Annotated in this window: 16 protein-coding genes; 7 read left to right on the top strand and 9 right to left on the bottom strand. The window is 67.9% G+C overall.

Features of this window, described 5'->3' with window-relative positions; genetic code table 11:
- Positions 1–166: 166 nt before the first annotated feature.
- The 4 genes from J0F76_RS17510 to J0F76_RS17495 form a co-directional block, all read right to left on the bottom strand.
- Positions 167–2,821, bottom strand: a complete 2,655-nt coding sequence (locus tag J0F76_RS17510) for an ATP-binding protein (RefSeq protein WP_207471446.1) — start codon at positions 2,819–2,821, stop codon at positions 167–169.
- Positions 2,811–3,092, bottom strand: a complete 282-nt coding sequence (locus tag J0F76_RS17505; protein ID WP_207471444.1) for a hypothetical protein — start codon at positions 3,090–3,092, stop codon at positions 2,811–2,813. Before J0F76_RS17505 ends, J0F76_RS17510 begins: the two co-directional genes overlap by 11 nt.
- 3 nt (positions 3,093–3,095) lie before the next feature.
- On the bottom strand, positions 3,096–3,452 hold the full coding sequence (locus J0F76_RS17500; RefSeq protein ID WP_242690346.1) for a response regulator transcription factor: 357 nt from the start codon (positions 3,450–3,452) through the stop codon (positions 3,096–3,098).
- Between the two features lie 76 nt (positions 3,453–3,528).
- Complete coding sequence (locus J0F76_RS17495) at positions 3,529–4,785, bottom strand: helix-turn-helix transcriptional regulator (RefSeq protein ID WP_207471442.1); 1,257 nt, start codon at positions 4,783–4,785, stop codon at positions 3,529–3,531.
- Positions 4,786–4,961: 176 nt separating this feature from the next.
- On the opposite strand from J0F76_RS17495, the gene J0F76_RS17490 reads away from it, so the two are divergent.
- The 5 genes from J0F76_RS17490 to J0F76_RS17470 all read left to right on the top strand — a co-directional run bounded on the left by J0F76_RS17490 (position 4,962) and on the right by J0F76_RS17470 (position 10,073).
- On the top strand, positions 4,962–6,359 hold the full coding sequence (locus J0F76_RS17490; RefSeq protein ID WP_207471441.1) for a short-chain fatty acyl-CoA regulator family protein: 1,398 nt from the start codon (positions 4,962–4,964) through the stop codon (positions 6,357–6,359).
- Positions 6,360–6,560: 201 nt separating this feature from the next.
- Positions 6,561–7,829: a DUF5930 domain-containing protein gene (locus tag J0F76_RS17485; RefSeq protein ID WP_242690342.1), complete on the top strand. Its 1,269-nt coding sequence runs from the start codon at positions 6,561–6,563 to the stop codon at positions 7,827–7,829.
- The gene (locus J0F76_RS17480; RefSeq protein WP_207471439.1) at positions 7,819–8,316 is read left to right on the top strand and encodes a bactofilin family protein; all 498 of its coding nucleotides are present in this window, start codon (positions 7,819–7,821) and stop codon (positions 8,314–8,316) included. The genes J0F76_RS17485 and J0F76_RS17480 overlap by 11 nt, the downstream gene beginning before the upstream one ends.
- Positions 8,317–8,476: 160 nt before the next feature.
- Complete coding sequence (locus J0F76_RS17475; protein ID WP_207471438.1) at positions 8,477–9,349, top strand: fumarylacetoacetate hydrolase family protein; 873 nt, start codon at positions 8,477–8,479, stop codon at positions 9,347–9,349.
- A 1-nt stretch (position 9,350) separates the two neighbouring features.
- On the top strand, positions 9,351–10,073 hold the full coding sequence (locus J0F76_RS17470) for an SDR family oxidoreductase (protein WP_207471437.1): 723 nt from the start codon (positions 9,351–9,353) through the stop codon (positions 10,071–10,073).
- Here J0F76_RS17470 and J0F76_RS17465 read toward each other — a convergent pair.
- From J0F76_RS17465 to J0F76_RS17450, 4 genes are all read right to left on the bottom strand, one after another.
- A complete protein-coding gene (locus J0F76_RS17465) occupies positions 10,070–10,870 on the bottom strand; it encodes a DUF2189 domain-containing protein (RefSeq protein ID WP_207471436.1) in 801 nt (266 codons plus the stop codon). The genes J0F76_RS17470 and J0F76_RS17465 overlap by 4 nt on opposite strands.
- A 71-nt stretch (positions 10,871–10,941) precedes the next feature.
- A complete protein-coding gene (coaD, locus tag J0F76_RS17460) occupies positions 10,942–11,433 on the bottom strand; it encodes a pantetheine-phosphate adenylyltransferase (RefSeq protein WP_207471434.1) in 492 nt (163 codons plus the stop codon).
- Between the two features lie 74 nt (positions 11,434–11,507).
- Entirely contained in the window at positions 11,508–11,969 is a 462-nt protein-coding gene (locus J0F76_RS17455) for a CBS domain-containing protein (RefSeq protein WP_207471432.1), read from the bottom strand.
- A 56-nt stretch (positions 11,970–12,025) separates the two neighbouring features.
- Positions 12,026–12,937: a LysR family transcriptional regulator gene (locus J0F76_RS17450; protein ID WP_207471431.1), complete on the bottom strand. Its 912-nt coding sequence runs from the start codon at positions 12,935–12,937 to the stop codon at positions 12,026–12,028.
- A 99-nt stretch (positions 12,938–13,036) separates the two neighbouring features.
- Here J0F76_RS17450 and J0F76_RS17445 point away from each other — a divergent pair, with 99 nt between their 5' ends.
- Positions 13,037–14,536 (top strand): CoA-acylating methylmalonate-semialdehyde dehydrogenase, encoded by a 1,500-nt coding sequence (locus J0F76_RS17445; RefSeq protein WP_207471430.1) that lies wholly within the window; start codon positions 13,037–13,039, stop codon positions 14,534–14,536.
- Between the two features lie 50 nt (positions 14,537–14,586).
- Here the strand turns inward: J0F76_RS17445 and J0F76_RS21010 are convergent, their stop codons facing one another.
- On the bottom strand, positions 14,587–15,159 hold the full coding sequence (locus J0F76_RS21010) for a VPLPA-CTERM sorting domain-containing protein (protein WP_242690340.1): 573 nt from the start codon (positions 15,157–15,159) through the stop codon (positions 14,587–14,589).
- A gap of 312 nt (positions 15,160–15,471) precedes the next feature.
- Here J0F76_RS21010 and J0F76_RS17435 point away from each other — a divergent pair, with 312 nt between their 5' ends.
- Positions 15,472–16,596 (top strand): carboxylate-amine ligase, encoded by a 1,125-nt coding sequence (locus J0F76_RS17435; protein ID WP_207471429.1) that lies wholly within the window; start codon positions 15,472–15,474, stop codon positions 16,594–16,596.
- Positions 16,597–16,715 lie beyond the last annotated feature (119 nt).

Below are 16,715 nucleotides of genomic sequence, written 5' to 3'. Positions count from 1 at the left end.
GCGACAGGGGCTGGGGCTGCGGCAGGCGCGCGGGCCTGTCCGTGCCGGGCTGCGCCCGTGCCCGCAGCAGCGCCCGCAGCCGTTCCGCTTGACCCGATTGCGCCATGATAAACCCCGAATCGTCATTGCCTGCCCGCACTCTGGCAAGAAGCGGTTGAGAAAGGGTTTATGCCCGCCGCAGTCCGGCATTCGCGGGAACGGGCGGACGGCGCGGCAGGGCGATGCGGAAGGCCGCGCCGCCCTGGCCGGGCAGATAGGTGATGTCCCCGCCCAGGTTCGCCATGATCTCGCGGCAGATCGCAAGGCCAAGGCCTGCGCCCCCTGCGCGGGCGGGATCGTTCAGGCGCGCGAACTTCTCGAAGATCAGCGACTGGCGCGCGGCCTCAATCCCCGAGCCGTTGTCGACGATGTCGATCTGCACCCCGCCGCGCAGGCTGCGCCGGACCCGGATCGACAATACCGGCGGTTCGGCATCGCAATACTTGCGGGCGTTGCTGATGACGTTGATCAGCACCTGCAGCAGACGGTCGGGATCGGTGATGACGCCCACATATTCGGCCAGGGGCTCGCGGTCCACGCGGAAGACCCGCTCGGGGCGGGTGGCGGATGCCGCCGACAGCGCGCGTTCGATCAGGTCGTGCAGGTTCGCGGGCGTGACCGACAGTTGCGCCTGCCCGCTTTCCAGCACCGACAGATCCAGCAGGTCGTCCAGAAGGCGGGTCAGGCGGCCGGCCTCGTCGTAGATGATCTTGGCGAAGCGGTCCCGGTCCGCGTCCGACAGGTCGGGCGTGCGCAGGATTTCCGAAAACGCCCGGACCGAGGTCATGGGCGTGCGCAGCTCGTGGCTGATCTGCCCCAGGAAAGCGTCCTTCTGGACCGACAGGGCAGTCAGCTTGTCATTCGCTTCCCGCAACTGGCGGGCGGTGCGGGCCAGTTCGGCGCGGGCGGTCTCCAGGCGCTGCGTTTCCTCCTTGGCGCGCTGGGCCTCGTCCGCGACCTGCATCAGGTCCGACACGGTCAGCTCGGCCCCGCCCGCAACGCTGTCGATCATCGCGTGCGCCGTGGCCGCGCCGACCGATCCCGCCAGCCGCCGTTCCAGCCGGGTCAGGAAGCGGGGCGTCAGGTCGGGCAGATAGCCTGACCTGCCCTGGAACGCCGCCTCGGACTGGAAGAAGCGCAGCGCATCCTCGGCCCCCCAGACGCGGCGGGCCATGACCAGCAGGGGTTCTGCCTGGTCGGCCCCGCGGGCCATGCGGCTGTGGCGGATCGGATCGACGGCGCTGACAAAGGACAGGCCCTGCAGCCGTTCCACCGGGTCGGGCATCCCGAAGATCGACAGCCCGATGAAGGCCAGGGTGTTCAGCGCCAGCGACAGGAAGATGGCAAGGGCCAGCGGGTCCACGCCGGACGGTACGGATGGCGGCGCCCCGATCCCGACCGAGGGCAGGAAGATCATCGCCAGCCACAGCGCAAAGCCCACGCCGACCCCGGCAAAGGCGCCGTGCCGGTTGGCGCCGCGCCAGACTAGGCCGCCGATCATCGCAGGCAGGACCTGCGCCATGCCGGTGAAGGCCACCAGCCCCATCGCCGCCAGGGCGGCCGTGCCGCCCGTCGCCTGATAATAGACCCAGCCCACGGCCATAACCGCCCCGATCGCCAGCCGCCGGGCGTTGAGGACGAAGCCGCGCAGATCCTCGGGATCGCCGGATTGCGGCTTGCGGCGCAGCATCAGCCACAAGGGCACCAGCCAGTGGTTCGAGATCATGGTGGCAAGCGCGATGGTGCAGACCACCACCATCGAGGTCGCCGCCGAGAAGCCGCCCAGGAAAACCAGAAAAGCCAGCCAGTTCTGGCCCGATGCGGCTGGCAGGGTCAGGACATACAGGTCGGGATTGGCGTCCGGGGGCAGAAGCTGCTGGCCCATGACCGCGATGGGCAGCACGAACAGGGACATGGCGAACAGGTAGGCCGGGAAGGCCCAGCCTGCGACGGCCAGGCGGTCCTCGTCCGCGGCCTCGACCACCAGCACCTGGAACATGCGCGGCAGGGCGATGACCGCCGCGCCCGACACGACCAGCAGGGCGGTCCAGCGGTCGGGCTTCAGAAGCCAGCCGCCGTGGCCGGTCGCCGCCGCCTCGATCCGGGACAGCATGTCGGCGGGACCGTCGGCCAGGCCCCAGACGACGAACACGCCAAGCGCCAGAAAGGCCAGCAGCTTGACGATGGCCTCCAGCGCGATGGCGGTGACGACGCCGTGGTGGCGTTCGTCGGCGGCAAGGTTCCGGGTGCCGAACAGGATGGTGAACAGCGCCAGCCCCCCCGCGACCCACAAGGCCGTGCCCCCGCCCCCGGCCATGGGGATGTCGGCAAGGCTGTCGGTCGCGAAGACCTCGAAGGACAGGCTGACCGATTGCAGTTGCAGCGCGACGTAGGGGGTGGCCGCGATCACCGCGATCAGCGTGACAAAGGCCGCCAGCCGGTTCGACTTGCCGTAGCGGGCCGAGATCAGGTCGGCGATGGAGGTGACGTGATGCCGCCGCGCCACCCGCACAAGGCGGCGCAGCCCCCACCAGGCGCCCGTGAAAACCACGGTCGGCCCCAGGTAGATCGTCGCGAATTCCAGCCCCGAGCGGCTGGCGTAGCCGACGGCGCCGTAGAAGGTCCAGGCGGAACAATAGACCGACAGCGACAGGGTATAGACCGCCGGGTGGTCCAGCCACCCCGCCCTGCCCCGCGACGCTGCGCGGTCGGCGGCGAAGGCCACGCCGAACATCAGCGCGACGTAAAGAAGGCAGCCCGCGACAAGCGCCTCAAAGGGCATGGTCGTCGTCCCCGGCGATGTCGCGGCTGGCGCGCAGGGTCGCGGCGTCGGCCCGCCGCAGGGCGCGGTGCAGCACCCCTATGGCGGCGATCAGCGCGGCCCAGATGCCGAAAAGCCAGACCGCGCCCCCGGCAAAGCTGGCTTGCTCCGGCACCCACCAGACGGGAATGACGATCAGCGCGGCCGCCAGCACCGGCAGCACCCGCGCCGCGTCGCCCAGGCGCCGCCTTCGGAACGAGGCGCGTTCAAGGAACAGCGGCCGGTCGGGCATGGCCTAGACCAGCATCCGGCGCACCATCGCGCGCAGTTCGTCATTGGCGAAGGGCTTGGCCAGCACCGCGTCCGCCTGCGGCGCGGGCAGCGTGGCCTGCCCCCGCGCCGTCAGCATCAGCACGGGCGTCGCCGCCAGGCTGGCATCGTGGTCGCCGCGCAGTTCGGCCAGGATCTCGGTCCCCGACCGATGCGGCAGCATCACGTCCAGGATCACCAGCCGAGGCTTGGCCCCGCGGATCGCCTCGATCCCGCCCAGGCCGTCGGCATGCAGCCCGACCTCCCAGCCTTCGCGGGTCAGGATAAAGCGCACGGCCTCGGCAATGTTGGGTTCGTCCTCGATCATCAGGATGTCGAGCATACCGCCAGGGCCCTCCTCCCTTTGGGCAATTGCCACGATAATGTGACGCCGGGGTTCGTGCTGTCAAAGCCTGTCTTCAGGCAGTTGCCAGGATCGAGGGTTCGCGCCGCGCCGCGCAGTCCGCGCGCGGGCAGATTCGGCAGGCGGGGCCGATCAGCAGGTCGGGCCGCGCGGACGCGCCCGGATCGTCGGGCAGGATCAGCATCTGCGCGCGGGTCAGCACGGGGCCGTCCGTGCCCAGCGGCTGGTGCCGGGTTGCCAGAGACAGGGTGCGAAAGCGCCGCCCCGACGGCGCCTCGACCACCTTAGCGATGGCGGTGTGCGGCGTCGCAAGCGCCTGGAACAGCGGCCACAGCGGGCAGGCGTCGCCGGGCCGGGGCAAGGGAAAGCCGGGCGCGGGGCGGCGCAGGGTCAGCGCGCCCGATCCGTCGCAGACCAGCAGCCCGGCAGCCTCGAACCCCGGGGGCTTCAGCACCGCCAGGCGGCGCATCACCAGATCCAGCGGCTGGCGCAGCCGGGCGGCCATGCGCAGGGGGTCGTGATCCTCGGCCGCGACGGCCAGGACGGCATCGGGCAGCGCCGCCCGCTCCTCCTCCATCCGCAGCAGATGCGCCCGGGCCAGGGCGCGCGCGGCATCGGATGCAAGGTCGTCCGCCGCCTCGACCGGCGGGGCGCCGGCGGCAAGCCAGGCCTCGACCTCCTCCTGCGGGGTGAAGATCGCGTCCTGCGCCTCGAAGCTGTCCAGATAGGCGACCAGGGCCTGCGCCGTGCTGGACAGGCGCAGGCTGTCCGCGTCCAGGTTCGCATGGAATCGCGCGCGCCAGTCGGGCGGGATCTCGCCCCCCTCGGCCAGGATGGATGCCGTGGACCGGACCGAGGTGACGGCGGACAAGACCTCGTGCAGGGTCGTCAGCAGATAGGGGTCCTGCGTCATGCGGTCCGACAGCGTGACCAACTGGCGTTCCAGCGCATCGGCCCGGCGGGCGGTGGCGATCAGCGCCGCGGCCCAGCCGGGAAAGCGCGCCAGCAGTTCGGGGGCCTGGTCCACCTCGGGCGCGACATTGTCGGGCAGCCGCACCGCCGCTTCGCGCAGGGCGGCGATCTGCGCTTCCTCGCGCCCTTCGGCCAGTTCGGTTGCCGAGACGTCCAGCGCGGCGGCAAGGCGCAGGACCAGATGCTCGCCCACCGGGCGGCGGTTGTGTTCGATCAGGTTCAGATAGGCGGCCGAAATCCCCGCCGCCCGTGCCACGTCCGCCTGCCGCCGCGACAACGCCAGGCGGCGTTCGCGGATACGGGTTCCGGTCAGGATGCGGCTGTTCCCACGCTGCGTCATGGCCCGATCAAAGCCCGAGGGCAGGCGCCGCGCAAGCCGCAACGATATGTTAGGCTTTTTGCGCCACCATGGCCGCCATGAACACGTTCCCTGCCCCCTGCTGTCCGACCATTGCGGCGCTTGCCCTGGGCGCTTTGCAAACGCTAATGCGATTTTTGCAAAGATGGGGAATCATCGTGGCCACACAGAAGATCTATGCGGGAACCTCGCTGCGGGAAACGCGGGGGCGCAGCGGGCTGACGCAAAGGCGATTCGCGGAACGGCTGGGGGTGTCCCTGCCCTACCTGTCGCAGATGGAAAACAACCATCGCCCGATCTCGGTCGGCGTGCTTCTGCGGCTGGCACAGGAATTCGGGGTGGATCTCTCTACCCTCGCGGCCGGCGATGCCGAACGCATGGTCATCGACATGCAGGAGGCCCTGGCGGACCCGCTGTTCGACGCCACCCCGCCCCTGGCCGACCTGCGCCTTGCCGCGACCAACGCGCCGGTTCTGGCGCGGGCCTTCCTTGACCTTTACCGCGCCCACCGCCAGGGCCAGGAACGCCTGGCCGCGCTGGATGAGGCGATCGGCGCGTCCGGCCAGAACGCGCTGTCCACCCCGTGGGAGGAGGTGCGCGACTTCTTCCACTACTGCGACAACTACATCGACGCGGTGGATCGCGCCGCCGAACGCTTCGCCTGCCCGTCAGGCCAGCGGCTGGACCCGTGGGACTCGGGCGTCGCGGCCCTGGCCCAGCGCGGCATCCGCGTGACGCGCACCGAACTGCCCGCCAATGCCGTCTTCCGCCGGACCGGGTCCGAGGTTCACGTGAACGCCGCCGCCGAACGCCCGACGCAGCTGTTCCAGCTGCTGCACCTGGTCGCCTTGGAACGGCAGGCCGACCTGCTGGAGGCGACGCTGGATCTGGCCCGTTTCCGCAGCCAGACCGCGCGGGATGTCGCGCGCGTGGGCCTTGCCAACTATTTCGCGGGCGCGGCGCTGATGCCCTATCGCGCCTTCCTGTCGGCGGCCCAAGCCGAGCGGCACGACCTGGAACGGCTGGCGCACCTGTTCGATGCCTCGCTGGAACAGGTGGCGCATCGGCTCTCCACATTGCAGCGGCCCGGCGCCAAGGGCGTGCCGTTCTTCTTTGTCCGCGTCGACCAGGCGGGCACCATCACCAAGCGCCATTCCGCCACGCGGCTGCAATTCGCCCGCTTCGGCGGCGCCTGCCCCCTGTGGAATGTCCACCAGGCGTTCGAGCAGCCGGGACGCTTCCTGCGCCAGTTGGCCGAAACGCCGGACGGCGTGCGCTACCTGCTGATGTCGCGCGACGTGTCCAAGCACGCGGGCGCCTTCAACGCCCCCGTCCGCCGCTTCGCCATCGGCCTGGGGTGCGAGGTTACCCATGCGGGCAGCGTCGTCTATGCCGATGGGCTGGACCTGACCAAGCCCCGCGCATTCGAGCCGATCGGGATTTCCTGCCGGATCTGCCCGCGCCCCGATTGCCACCAGCGGTCGGTGCCCCCGATCGACCGGCCGCTGCGCATTCCCGCCGATCGGCATGGACCCCTTCCCTATGAAATCTCGTGACGACCTCCGCCATATCTTGTGGGTATCGGCGGATTCTTGCCCGCCGAGGCAGGGTTCCGCGCATTTCGGGAACCAAAATGGTCAGCCATGTTGCCACGAGGACACAGTTGGGGTTTACCCCCTGCCAACTGGAACCAGATCGCCCGATTCAATCGGGGCGCGTCGTTGGGGGACATTGATTTGCCGAATGTAACGAACCGCTTGAATGCATCGCTTGAACGGATTCTGCCCGAAAAGCGCCTGTTCCTGCGGTCCGACGACAACCGGTTCGTCCGTCTCCGTCCCTTGACGCAGCTTGCCGCCCTCGGCGGCATGACGCTGGCCTTCGGCTGGACGCTTGTGGCAAGCTCGGTCCTGGCCATCGACGCGATGGGCGCGGCATCCACCCGCGACGGGATCACCAGCACCCAGGCCGCCTTCGAGGAACGCCTGACCGAGCTGTCCCGCGAACGCGACGCCCGCGCCGCCGAGGCCCTGGCCGCCCAGAACCGCTTCGCCGTCGCGCTGGAGCAGGTGTCCCAGATGCAGACGCAACTGCTGGCGTCCGAGGAACAGCGCCGTGAACTGGAGGCGGGCCTGGACGTGGTCCAGTCGTCGCTGCGCGATGCGCTTTCCGACCGCGACGATGCCCGCGCCCTGGCCGAGGCGACCGGCACCGACGCCATCGCCCACCCCGAGGAAGTCACCGCCGCGCTGGACATCGTGACCGGCGAATTGCGCCAGGCCGCGGACGAACGCGCCAGCGCCGTCCAGGAAGCCGAGGCCGCCAAGCACGAGGCCCAGGAACTGGCCGTGGAACGCGAACAGATCCTGGCCCGCAACGACGAGATCCTGACCCAGCTGGAAGACGCCGTCAGCGTCTCGGTCGGGCCGCTGGACGACGTGTTCCGGTCCGTGGGCATGAACCCCGACGACGTGCTGGAAACCATCCGCGAGGGCTATTCCGGCCAGGGCGGCCCGCTGACGCCGATGGGCTATTCGACCCGCGGCGACGCGGCCCTGACCAACAGCGAGACAAAGGCGAACCAGATCATCGTCACGCTGGACCAGATGAACACCTATCGCATCGCCATGGAAAAGCTGCCGCTGGCGATGCCGGTCAAGGCGTCGTTCCGCTATACCTCGGGCTTCGGGCGCCGGTGGGGCCGCGCGCATGAAGGCATCGACATGGCGGCGCCGGTGGGCACGCCGATCCATGCGACGGGCGACGGCGTGGTGACCTATGCGGGCCGCCAGGGCGCCTATGGCAACCTGATCAAGATCGAGCACGAACTGGGGGTCGAGACCCGCTATGGCCACTTGTCCCGGATTCGCGTCCGCGCCGGCCAAAGGGTGTCGCAAGGCGAGCTGATCGGTGATATGGGCAATACCGGACGCTCGACCGGGCCGCATTTGCATTACGAGGTGCGCATGAAGGGTCGGGCCGTTGACCCGATGAGCTTCATCAAGGCTGCAAGCAATGTTCAGTAAGACCCGCGTGACCGACAAACCGCAGACGCCGCCCTCTCCTGCCGCCACGCCTTCGCCGGACGCGCCGGTCGCCGCGACCCCCGGCCATGACCGGGCCGATGCGCCCGTGACGGCGCCCTCGCGCCGGGCGGCGCCGTCGATCCTGTCCTCGGACCTGACGGTGGTGGGCAACATCCGCACCGAAGGGGACATCCAGATCGAAGGCACCATCGAGGGCGACATCCGCGCCCACCAGCTGGTGATCGGCGAAAGCGCCACCATCCGCGGCGAGATCGTGGGCGACGAGGTCGTGGTTAACGGCCGTGTCGTGGGCCGGGTCCGCGGCCTCAAGGTCCGCCTGTCGGCCAGTGCGCGCGTGGAAGGCGACATCATCCACAAGACCATCGCCATTGAATCCGGTGCGCATTTCGAAGGCTCGGTCCAGCGCCAGGAAGACCCCCTCGCGAACGGCCCGACCAAGAAGCTGGCCCCGCCCGCGTCAGAGTAAGACCGCAAGCCTGATGCCACGGCCCGCCATCCGCGGGCCGTTTTGACATGCCGCACGTCCCTGTTTTCGCCGCCGCCCGCATAAAGCATCTGGCAATCGGGCAAAATCGGGCGGCGCGGCATGGGCTAGGCTTGGTCATCCAAACCAAGGGGGGGAACGCGTGAGACTTGTAAGATATGGCGACAACGGGGCCGAGCGGCCGGGGCTGCTGGACCGCGACGGCCGGGTGCGAGACCTGTCGGATCATGTGCCCGACATCACGGGCGCCTGCCTGACCCGCGACGGCCTGGCCGCGCTGCGGGCGCTCGACCCGGCCTCGCTGCGGGCGCTCGACCCGGCCTCGCTGCCGATGGTGGATGGCATCCCGCAGCAGGATCTGCGGCTGGGCGCCTGCGTGGGGGGCGTCGGCAAGTTCCTGGCGGTCGGGCTCAACTATGCCGACCACGCCGCCGAGGCGGGCATGGACGTGCCCACCGAGCCGATCCTGTTCACCAAGTGGACAAGCTGTATCGCCGGACCAGACGACGACCTGCGGCTGCCGACAGATTCGGCCACGACCGACTGGGAGGTCGAGCTGGGCATCGTCATCGGCGACGGCGGCAGCCACATCGCGTCGGACCGGGCGGCAGGCCATATCGCGGGCTATTGCGTCATCAACGACATCAGCGAACGCGACTGGCAGTTGCGGCGCGGCGGCACCTGGGACAAGGGCAAGGGCCATGACGGCTTCGGTCCCATCGGCCCCTGGCTGGTGACGGCGGACGAGATCCCCGACGCGCGCGCCCTGCGCCTGTGGCTGGAGGTGGACGGGCACCGCCATCAGGACGGAACCACCGCGACGATGGTCTTCGGCCCCGAGGAGATCGTGGCCTATACCTCTCGCTTCACGACGCTGCAGCCGGGCGACGTAATCGCGACCGGCACGCCGCCGGGCGTGGGGATGGGGCAGAAGCCGCCGGTCTATCTGCGCCGGGGCCAAATCATGCGGCTTGGGATCGACGGGCTGGGCCAGCAGCAGCAAAGGGTCATCTGACATGGAAAAGACGCGATCCATCATCATCACCGGCGCGGGCAGCGGCATCGGGCGGGCGACCGCGCGGCGGTTCCTGGCGGCGGGCTGGCGGGTTGCGCTTCTGGGCCGCAGGGCGGAGGCCTTGCGGCAGACCGCCGGCGACAGCCCGGCGCTGATCCTGCCCTGCGACGTGACGAACGAAGGCGACGTCGATGCCGCCTTCGACCGGTGCCACGCCGAATGGGGCCGGCTGGACGCGCTGTTCAACAATGCCGGGCGCGGCGCGGACCCCGCCACGCCCGACGAACTGGCCGCCGAGACCTTCCGCGACGTGATCGCGGTCAATGTCACGGGCATGTTCCTGTGCGCCCGCGCCGCCTTCCGGCTGATGCGCGCGCAGGCGCCGCAAGGCGGGCGGATCATCAACAACGGCTCGATTTCGGCCCATGCCCCGCGCCCGGGTTCGGTCGCCTACACGGTGTCGAAGCACGCGGTCACCGGGCTGACCAAGTCGCTGTCGCTGGACGGTCGGCCCTTCGGCATCGCCTGCGGCCAGATCGACATCGGCAATGCCGCGACCGAGCTTCTGACCCAGGTCAGCACCAACGCCCCGGATGCCGAGCCGCTGATGGACGTGTCGGTCGTGGCCGATGCGGTGCTGCACATGGCGGGCCTGCCGCAGGGCGCGAACGTGCAGTTCATGACCGTCATGGCCACCAACATGCCCTTCATCGGCCGGGGCTAGTCGTCCGCCATGACGCGGCGATAGATGTGCCAGCTTGCGTGGCCCAGCACCGGCAGCACGATCAGCAGGCCCAGGAACGCGGGCAGGATCGCCACGAACAGCCAGATCGCGATCAGCCCCGCCCAGACGGCCATGACGCCGGGGTTGGCGGCCACTGCCTGGCAGGAGGTGATGATGGCGGTGATGAAATCCACCTCTCGGTCCAGCAGCAGCGGCAGGCCGATGACGGTGAAGCAGAACAGCACCGCCGCGAAGCCCGCTCCGACCGCGGTGCCCAGCACCAGCATCACCAGCCCCCTGCCCTGCAAGAGAACCTCGGCCGAGGTGGTGATATGGGTCAGGGCCGACACTCCCATGAACAGCGCGAAGATCGTATGCGCGACAAACACCCAGAACATGAACAACAGCAGGATCACCATCGCCATGGACGGGATCTGGCGGTTCCGCTGTTCAAAGACCACGCGCAGGATGCGGGCGGTTTCCAGCGGCTCGCCGGCCTCGATCCGGCGGCTGACCTCGTAAAGCCCGACGGCGGCGAAGGGGGCGATCAAGGGAAAGCCCAGGATGAAGGGGATCAGCCACCAATCGCGTCCCGAGGCGAAGGCCACCGAGGCCAGCGCCCATCCCCCCAGGACGTAGAAGGCGGAAAAGGCCAGGCCGAAGATCGGCGCGCGGCGGAAATCGCGCCAGCCCAGGGTCAGGGCCCGGGACAGATCCTTCAGCGAGAGGTGCCCCGGCTCTGGCAGCTTGTCGGGCAGGCCGGGATGCGCGCGGTCGTACGGGTCGGATCGGTTCAAGGACCCCTCCGGTCAAAGATCTGGCGCGTTCGGGCCGATGCTAGCAGCGCGGCAGATTGCCGCAAGCCTTGTCAGCGGTAACGGCTGACCAGGGCCTCGGCCACGGGGGGCGTCACGAACTTGGACACGTCGCCGCCAAGGCGGGCGATCTCCTTGACCAGCTTCGACGCGATGGCCTGCCGCCGGGCGTCGGCCATCATGAACACCGTCTCGATGCTGGCATCCAGCGCCCGGTTCATGCCGACCATCTGGAATTCGTATTCGAAATCGGCGACCGCCCGCAACCCGCGCACGATCACCTGGGCGCCCACGTCGCGGGCGCAATCGATCAGCAGGTTCTCGAACGGGTGGACGACGATCTCTCCGCCCGTGCGCGCCGTGATCTGGTCGCATTCGGCCCGCACCATGGCGACGCGCTGATCCAGGTCGAACAGGGGTCCCTTGTCGCGGTTGATGGCGACGCCGATGACAAGCCGGTCCACGAGGGCCATGGCCCGCTGGATGATGTCGACATGGCCCAGGGTGATCGGATCGAACGTGCCGGGATAAAGACCGATGCGCATGAATGGGGCCCCCTCAGCCTGCCTGCCGAAAGGCAAAGCCGATTCCTGTCGGATTTGCAAGCGATTGCGGGAGATCAGGCGCCCATGATCATGCCGGTCAGGGCCTCTTTCTCGGCCGCGAGTTCCTTCAGGCGCCCGCTGACCGCATCGCCGATGGAGACCACGCCCAGCATCCTGCCCTGATCGTCCACCACCGGCAGGTGGCGGAACCGGCCCTGCGTCATGCGTTCCAGGATCACCAGCGCGTCATCCCCCATCTGGCAGGTCTGCACGTCGCGGGTCATCACCTCGCTGATGGGGGTGGACAGCACGTCAGGGCCGTGGGCGCCAAGCTGGCGCACGATGTCGCGTTCGGACAGGATCCCCTGCGGGGTGCTGCCGTCGTCGGACACGACCACGGCGCCGATGCGCTGCTCGGACAGCATCTGCGCGGCTTGGGCCAGGGTCGCGTCGGGGCGGATGGTCACGATCGTCTGCGCCTCGATTCCCGGCTTGCCGGACGTGGATTTCATCGACAGCAGCTGATTGACAAGCATCGGGCATCCTCCTGAGGGCTTCCATAAGCCCATCATTTTCGCCGAATCGTCACGCGTCAAGTGCGACGAAGGCTTGGACCGGCAAGCAGGGCCTCCAGCCGGGCGACCTCGGCGCGGATGCCCTGGGCCAGCAGGTCGGCCAGCAGCGACAGGCGGCGCGAGGCGCGGTCGTCGGCATGGCGGATCAACCAGAAGCTGCGCGTCAGGGCGACACGGTCGGGAAGGACCAGTTGCACGCCGGGGGCGAAGGGAATGGCGAAGTCATGGACGATCCCCACCCCTGCCCCCGCCCGGATCGCCTGCATCTGCACCGACACGGAGTTCGAGGTGATCGCCGCCGATTGCACGCCCGTCTCGGACAGGTAGTCCAGTTCCCGGTCGAAGATCATGTCCGGGATGTATCCGATCATCCGGTGGTGGCGCAGGTCGGCCAGATCGCGGATCGGCGGGGCGGCGCGCAGGTAATCCTGATGGGCCGCCAGATGCAGGTGGTAGTCCGTCAGCCGCTGCACCGTCAGCCGCCCCGTGTCGGGGGGCGAGACGGCCACGGCCATGTCGGCCTCTCGTTTGGTCAGGTTCACCACGCGCGGCAGGGCGACGATCTGGATCTCCAGTCCCGGATGGGCGGCGCAGAGGTCGCGCGCCACTTGCGGCAGCAGATAGTTCGCGCAGCCGTCCGGGGCGCCGATGCGAAGCTGCCCGGTCAAGCCGGCCTCGCGGCGCACAGCCTCGGCGGCGGCATTGGCACCCTGCTCGGCAGCCTCGGCGGGCGCGACCAGGCGCGCGCCTTCGGCTGTCAGGGCGTAACCTTGCGGCGTCTTGGCGAACAGCGCGGCGCCGACCGCCCCTTCCAGCCGCGCGATCCGCCGCCCGATGGTGGATGCGTCCACGCCAAGGCGCCGCCCGGCGCCTGACAGGCTTTCCGCCCGCGCAACCGCCAGAAAGATGCGCAGATCATCCCAATCCATCCCTGCCCTTTGCATAAATGCAAAACCTCTTTGCCGATCTTCCTCTTTATTCGGCAATTCCGCAAGGCTAGGGTGCTGGCAACGCACAAGGAGGATGCGATGAAAGAGATTCACCACTGGATCGACGGCAAGGAATACAAGGGCACCTCGGGCCGGTTCAGCGACGTCTTCAACCCCGCCACGGGCGAGGTGCAGGCGCGCCTGTCCCTTGCCACCAAGGCCGAACTGGATCACGCGGTCGAACGCGCCGCTGCAGCCCAGGTGAAATGGGGCGCCACCAACCCGCAGCGCCGCGCCCGCGTGATGATGGAGTTCGTGCGCCTCATCAACCGCGACATGGACAAGCTGGCCGAGGTTCTGTCGTCCGAACACGGCAAGACCATTCCCGACGCCAAGGGCGACGTGCAGCGCGGGCTCGAGGTGATCGAGTTCTGCATCGGCGCCCCGCACCTGCTGAAGGGCGAGTTCACCGACAGCGCCGGCCCCGGCATCGACATGTATTCCATGCGTCAGCCGCTGGGCGTGGTCGCGGGCATCACGCCCTTCAACTTCCCGGCCATGATCCCGCTGTGGAAGCTGGGCCCGGCGCTGGCTGCCGGGAACGCGATGATCCTGAAGCCGTCCGAGCGCGATCCGTCCGTGCCGCTGATGCTGGCGCAGCTTCTGCAGGAAGCCGGGCTGCCTGACGGCGTGCTGCAGGTCGTCAACGGCGACAAGGACAGCGTGGACGCGATCCTGGACAATCCGGTGATCCAGGCGGTGGGCTTCGTCGGCTCGACCCCGATCGCGCAGTACATCTATGAGCGCGCCTCGGCCAACGGCAAGCGGGCTCAATGCTTCGGCGGCGCCAAGAACCACATGATCATCATGCCGGACGCCGACCTGGACCAAGCCGCCGACGCACTGGTGGGCGCGGGTTACGGGGCTGCGGGCGAACGCTGCATGGCGATCTCGGTCGCGGTACCGGTGGGCGAGAAGACCGCCGACGCTCTGATCGAACGCCTGATCCCCCGGATCGAGAAGCTGAAGGTCGGACCCTACACGGCAGGCAACGACGTGGACTATGGCCCGGTCGTGACGGCTGCGGCCAAGCAGAACATCCTGCGGCTGGTGCAGTCGGGCATCGACCAGGGCGCCGAACTGGTCGTCGATGGCCGCGACTTCAACCTGCAAGGCTATGAGAACGGCTTCTTCGTCGGCCCGCACCTGTTCGACCGCGTGACCCCCGACATGGACATCTACAAGACCGAGATCTTCGGCCCGGTCCTGTCCACCGTCCGCGCCGGTTCCTACGAGGAGGCCATTGGCCTGGCGATGAGCCACGAATACGGCAACGGCACCGCCATCTATACCCGCGACGGCGACACGGCCCGCGATTTCGCCAGCCGCATCAACATCGGCATGGTGGGCATCAACGTGCCGATCCCGGTTCCGCTGGCCTATCACACCTTCGGCGGCTGGAAGAAATCGGGCTTCGGCGACCTGAACCAGCACGGCCCCGACGCCTTCCGGTTCTACACGCGGACCAAGACGGTGACCGCCCGCTGGCCCTCGGGCATCAAGGAAGGCGGGGAATTCAACTTCCGCGCCATGGACTGAAACAAAAAAGGGCGGGGAAAACCCCGCCTTTCCTTCATGTGCCGTTTCGATCAGGCATGCTTGCGACGGCGGATCGCCGCAAGGCCGCCCAGTCCTGCAAGCAGCAGCACCCCGGCAGCCGGCAGCGGAACGGGCGCTGGCGTCACGTTCAGGTCATCAAACCGCAGATTGCCCTTGAAGGTCCCGGTTCCCGCCGTGCCCAAGGTCAAGTCGACGATTTTGAGAAAGCTGATATTCCGGAAAAGTTCCTGCGAGGCAAAGTCCAGCACATAGCCCTTGTTCAGTGCGATCGTCTGCCCTCCGATAATCGAGCCGACGCCGTAGGAAACCGATCCGTAATCCGTCACTAACGTGATCGGATTTGTCGTGACCAGGCTGATCCACATGCTTGTCAGGTCGAACAAGCCGCCTCCGACCCGGGTCAGAGTTGAATCCCGGAACTGATTTTCCGACCCGCAAGGCTTTGAAAGCGAATCGCAGGAAGCGCGAACGATACGCACCTTGTCGAAGGTGAAACCATCTTCGACATAATTGGTGTGGGTTCCCAGCGAGGCATTGTCAAAGTCGATCACCGCAGCCGAAGCGCCAGCCGCAGGAACAGCCATCATGGCGACAAGCGCCATCTTTCGCAGAATTTTCATTTGACACTCAACTTGTTAACAGCAACTAAAACCTTCTTTTATTTTGTTCGATTTGCTGACGGAAGTTGTTTCTTTCGTCAGGTCTCGCGAAAACCAGGCTCGCAGGGGCGGTGCAGTCCTGTTTGCCCGCAAAGCCGCCTTCAGAATTTATCGGGAAAGTGCATCCGCTTTTGAATGGACTGGCTTTTTTCATTCAAAGACGGTTTTGCATATCACGGAAATGTGAACGCCCCGCCTTTCTGCCGTTAGGGTCGTCGGCGTTTCCTGCCAGATCCGCGCTTGATGGAAGACAGCATGACCGACGACTTTACCCTGGGGATCGAGGAAGAATACCTCCTTGTCGATCAGGACACGGGCGATTTGTCCCCCGCCCCCGACACGATGATGGCCGCCTGCAAGGAAGCCTTGGGCGACGCCTTCAGCCCCGAGTTCCTGCGTTGCCAGGTCGAGGTCGGGACCCCGGTTTCCGCCGACATCGCCGAGGCGCGCGGCCATCTGGCGCATCTGCGCCGCACGGTGGCGCGGATCGCGGGCGATCACGGACTGGCGCCGATCTCGGCGTCATGCCACCCGTTCGCGGACTGGCGAGAGCAGCATCATACCGACAAGGACCGCTATCACCAGTTGTCGCGCGACATGGCGGCCGTGTCGCGGCGGATGCTGATCTGCGGGATGCATGTCCATGTCGGCATCGGATCGCCCGCGCAGCGCATCGATCTGATGAACCAGATGACCTATTTCCTGCCGCACCTTCTGGCGCTGTCGGCCTCAAGCCCGTTCTGGCAGGGCGGCGACACGGGGCTGGCGTCGTATCGCACCACAGTCTTCGGCGGGATGCCCCGGACCGGCTTGCCGCCGCAGTTCGGCAGCTGGGACGACTTCGACCGCTCGGTCAAGGCGCTGACCGGCTTGGGCGTGATCGAGGACAGTTCCAAGATCTGGTGGGATCTGCGGCCGTCATCAAGGTTCCCGACGCTGGAAACACGCGTCTGCGATGCCTCGCCGCGTCTTGACGACACGATCACGCTGGCCGCGCTGATCCAGGCCACCCTGCGGATGCTGTGGCGCTTGTCGCGCCAGAACCAGCGCTGGCGGCAATACGACAACGTCCTGCTTGCCGAGAACCGCTGGCGGGCGACCCGCTATGGCATGGCCGAGGGGATCATCGACTTCGGCGCGGGACTGATCGTCCCTTTCCCGCAGGCTGTCGCGGATTGGCTGGCGCTGATCTCGGTCGATGCCGATGCCCTGGGCAGCCAGCCCCCCGTCGCCCGGACGCGAGAGATGGTGGCAACGGGCGGATCGGCCGCACGGCAACGCGCGGTGCTGGCCCGCGCCATGGCGGCGGGCGCCACACGGGACGAAGCCCTGCGCGAGGTGGTCCGCCACCTGGTCGCGGAATTCACGCAAGGCCTGTGAGCGGCTTGCCAAGGCACCGCATCCTGGGGCAATTAGAGCATGTCGCGGGCATCGAGATTCAGGATTCCCAGCTAGCCTATGATGTGCTTCCCTTCTGCTGAGGCAGGTATGGGGGGTCT

The sequence above is a fragment of the Paracoccus fontiphilus genome (genome assembly GCF_017356265.1).
Taxonomy (GTDB): domain Bacteria; phylum Pseudomonadota; class Alphaproteobacteria; order Rhodobacterales; family Rhodobacteraceae; genus Paracoccus; species Paracoccus fontiphilus.
Note: the sequence above shows the minus strand (reverse complement) of the source record. Positions and strands in the feature narration are given on the sequence as shown.

Coding starts and splice junctions, on each gene's coding strand:
- J0F76_RS17510 (WP_207471446.1), bottom strand. CDS start 2,821: ATGCCCTTTGAGGCGCTTGTCGCGGGCTGCCTTCTTTACGTCGCGCTG.
- J0F76_RS17505 (WP_207471444.1), bottom strand. CDS start 3,092: ATGCCCGACCGGCCGCTGTTCCTTGAACGCGCCTCGTTCCGAAGGCGG.
- J0F76_RS17500 (WP_242690346.1), bottom strand. CDS start 3,452: ATGCTCGACATCCTGATGATCGAGGACGAACCCAACATTGCCGAGGCC.
- J0F76_RS17495 (WP_207471442.1), bottom strand. CDS start 4,785: ATGACGCAGCGTGGGAACAGCCGCATCCTGACCGGAACCCGTATCCGC.
- J0F76_RS17480 (WP_207471439.1), top strand. CDS start 7,819: ATGTTCAGTAAGACCCGCGTGACCGACAAACCGCAGACGCCGCCCTCT.
- J0F76_RS17470 (WP_207471437.1), top strand. CDS start 9,351: ATGGAAAAGACGCGATCCATCATCATCACCGGCGCGGGCAGCGGCATC.
- coaD (WP_207471434.1), bottom strand. CDS start 11,433: ATGCGCATCGGTCTTTATCCCGGCACGTTCGATCCGATCACCCTGGGC.
- J0F76_RS17455 (WP_207471432.1), bottom strand. CDS start 11,969: ATGCTTGTCAATCAGCTGCTGTCGATGAAATCCACGTCCGGCAAGCCG.
- J0F76_RS17450 (WP_207471431.1), bottom strand. CDS start 12,937: ATGGATTGGGATGATCTGCGCATCTTTCTGGCGGTTGCGCGGGCGGAA.
- J0F76_RS17445 (WP_207471430.1), top strand. CDS start 13,037: ATGAAAGAGATTCACCACTGGATCGACGGCAAGGAATACAAGGGCACC.
- J0F76_RS21010 (WP_242690340.1), bottom strand. CDS start 15,159: ATGGCGCTTGTCGCCATGATGGCTGTTCCTGCGGCTGGCGCTTCGGCT.
- J0F76_RS17435 (WP_207471429.1), top strand. CDS start 15,472: ATGACCGACGACTTTACCCTGGGGATCGAGGAAGAATACCTCCTTGTC.